Source organism: Candidatus Hydrogenedentota bacterium, assembly GCA_012523015.1.
Taxonomy (GTDB): Bacteria; Hydrogenedentota; Hydrogenedentia; order Hydrogenedentales; family CAITNO01; genus JAAYBJ01.
The window spans coordinates 1-2,551 of sequence record JAAYJI010000231.1 but is presented as its reverse complement, the minus strand read 5'-3'; the positions used below and the strand labels follow the sequence as shown (position 1 = coordinate 2,551).

At 45.0% G+C, this 2,551-nt stretch carries 2 protein-coding genes; one reads left to right on the top strand and one right to left on the bottom strand.

Annotated elements, in window-relative coordinates; genetic code table 11:
• The first annotated feature begins 562 nt into the window (after positions 1-562).
• Positions 563-1,660, top strand: a complete 1,098-nt coding sequence (locus GX117_09810) for a tetratricopeptide repeat protein (protein NLO33631.1) — start codon at positions 563-565, stop codon at positions 1,658-1,660.
• Positions 1,661-2,018: 358 nt separating this feature from the next.
• Here the strand turns inward: GX117_09810 and GX117_09805 are convergent.
• A partial coding sequence (locus GX117_09805; protein NLO33630.1) for a sodium:solute symporter family protein occupies positions 2,019-2,551 on the bottom strand: 533 nt, incomplete at its 5' end.

The following is a 2,551-nucleotide window of genomic DNA, read 5'->3' as shown; positions in this document are numbered from 1 at the left end:
CTAGCTTGGCCTTGAACTTATCCGTGAATTGTCTGCGTTTCTTGCCCATCTGCATCCTTTCTTTTTGACCATTTAAAGGATACAGATTCCACTTAAGACAGTGGTACTAATTTCGGGGTAAACCGCACTTTTTATTCTCAACACTATCCTCCGGAATTCAAACAAATCTTTAAAAAATCACTGAATTGGGGGTGGGCTATTCCCAAATCAAAAGGAACTGACACCTGCAGGATTTTCGTATTCGGAGGTTCTGTAGCGGCGGGCGACTATCCGGATATGGGCTTTAATTTTTCACGTATCCTTGAATGTATGCTAAGGGATGCATTTCCCGACACATGTTTTCAAGTCTATAATCTTGCATGCCCAGCATTGAATTCGCATGTGATGCGGGCAGCATCCAAAGCCGCCGCGGCATTGGAACCTGATTTCTTTGTGGTTTATATGGAACATAATGAGTATATCTCTTGGATAAAATATGAGATGCCGCCACGTTCCGTAACGATCCAATGGCGTATGGCATTAAAACAGTTTCGTTTTTTTTCAACTCTCTGAGTTATTACACATGCGTGAAATTGGGCAGGTTCCTGATAATTTTACTAACCTCCAACAATTCTTTGAAGGTGCTATAAAAATACATCCTGACGCGCCTGGTCGTGAGCGGCTTTACCTCAATTTCCGTGATAATATTGACGCCATCTGCCGCAGCGGCACCGCCGCGGGGGCGCAGTTGGTCTTGTGTACTTTGGGCGATAATCTTCGTGATGTATCGCCCTTTGCTTCTCTGCACCGCCCGGGGATTACGGAGAAAGAGTTGCTCACATGGGAAGCCGACTTCAGGGCAGGATGTGAAGCCGCCGATCCCGATTCCGATGCGTACGATTTGGAAAAGGTCTGTTTCTTATTTGAGCGGGCCAAGGAAATAGACCCGGACTATGCTGTATTGAATTATCAATTGGCGCAATGTCTTTTGAGACTCGGCAACAATGAGGCGGCTTTGAAGAATTTTATTCGTGCCCGCGACTGTGACGCTTTCTTTGTTCGTGCTGATTCACGAATCAACGAAACGATTCGCCGGACAGCTGAAGATTGGTCAACACGTGGAGCTCATCTCGCCGACACGGAAGCGCTCTTTGCTTCTGCCAGTCTTAATGGCATTATGGGTAACGATATTTTCTATGATGCCGTTCATGTCCTATTTGAGGGAAATTATTATATTGCCTTGAGTGTTTTTAATATTGTGGCAAAACAAATAGCCACCGCAAAAGATACGGTACGGTTTAGTAAAGCCTTATCCCTAGAGACGTGTAAACAACAGTTGGGCTTGAGCCCCTTTCTGGAAGTCAGCCACATGAAAGATGCCTTAGAAGAATTACAAAAATATCAAGAATTTTGTTCGGGAATGGACAGCACTTTTTTGGAGAAAAGGATAACTGAGACTGAAGCAACGCTTGATGCTGATGCGCGTGACCACGCGATTCAGTCTCTGGAATCAGCGTTGCCTTATTGGGGCGATGATTTTCACATAAGAAAAGTGATTGCAATGCTTTTGAAAGGTGCCGGACGTGATGCTGAGGCACAGGATACCTTAGAGAAAATTATACAAGTCTATCGTGAATGGCCTGCTGCACAAAATTTTAAACAACTCATGGAACAACAGTAGCCGGCGTACAGGAATGTGATATATCTCTGGGAATAGCAATTTCATTTCTTGCCTTGGGGCGTATTTTCCGGTTGAATTAAAACACGAAAACTGGAGTTGCCTATGCTAAACATCGACCTATCAAAACAACGTGTAGAGCGTATCATCTACCGGAGTAAAAAAGGAATATCATGTACCAAGCAGGAAACTATGTTGAGCGAGAAAAATACCGGAAAGACTTATAAAGCAATCTTGTAAAAAAAATAATAGTCTTACTTCCACCGAACAAAAATGAAAAAATGACTTCTCAAGCCAAAGGCGCCTCAGCAACAGAGCACTGTGATTTTCTTTCTCGGCAATGATACCGTTTGGGCAATGTTTAGTTGTGCGACTTGTATTTGCCAAAGCACTTGTCAAGGTGTTCGGATGATTCCGGACGGGTTATCAAGCTGACTGTGAAAGCCGTCAATGCAGAAATTGGCAGTGCCACAATCAAAGCTTCCACCCATTTCCAATAAATACCGAGCAGAGGATTCTCAAGTATTGTCGGGCGATTCAATAAAAAGAATGACAATACGGCAGGGTTGCGTCCTCCGGGCATTTGTACAAAACCGAACCAAAATAAACTGACACAAAACCCAACGAAAAGGCTGGCGATAGCCCCGGTTCGAGTCATACGCCGCCAATACATGCCGCCCACATATAGCGGTAGGAATGACGCTGCACACAATCCGGAGAAACTCGCCGTGGCCACTGCAACAACGCTGCCGGGAAGTACCCACGCAAGAAACAGGGTAACAATCACCGATAATGCAATACCGGAACGTGCCAAAAGAACTGTATGCCGCTCATTCTTTAGGTTTAAGGCGCCCCGTTCTAGGAAGTCTCTGCCTAGAGAGGTGCCCATCAAGT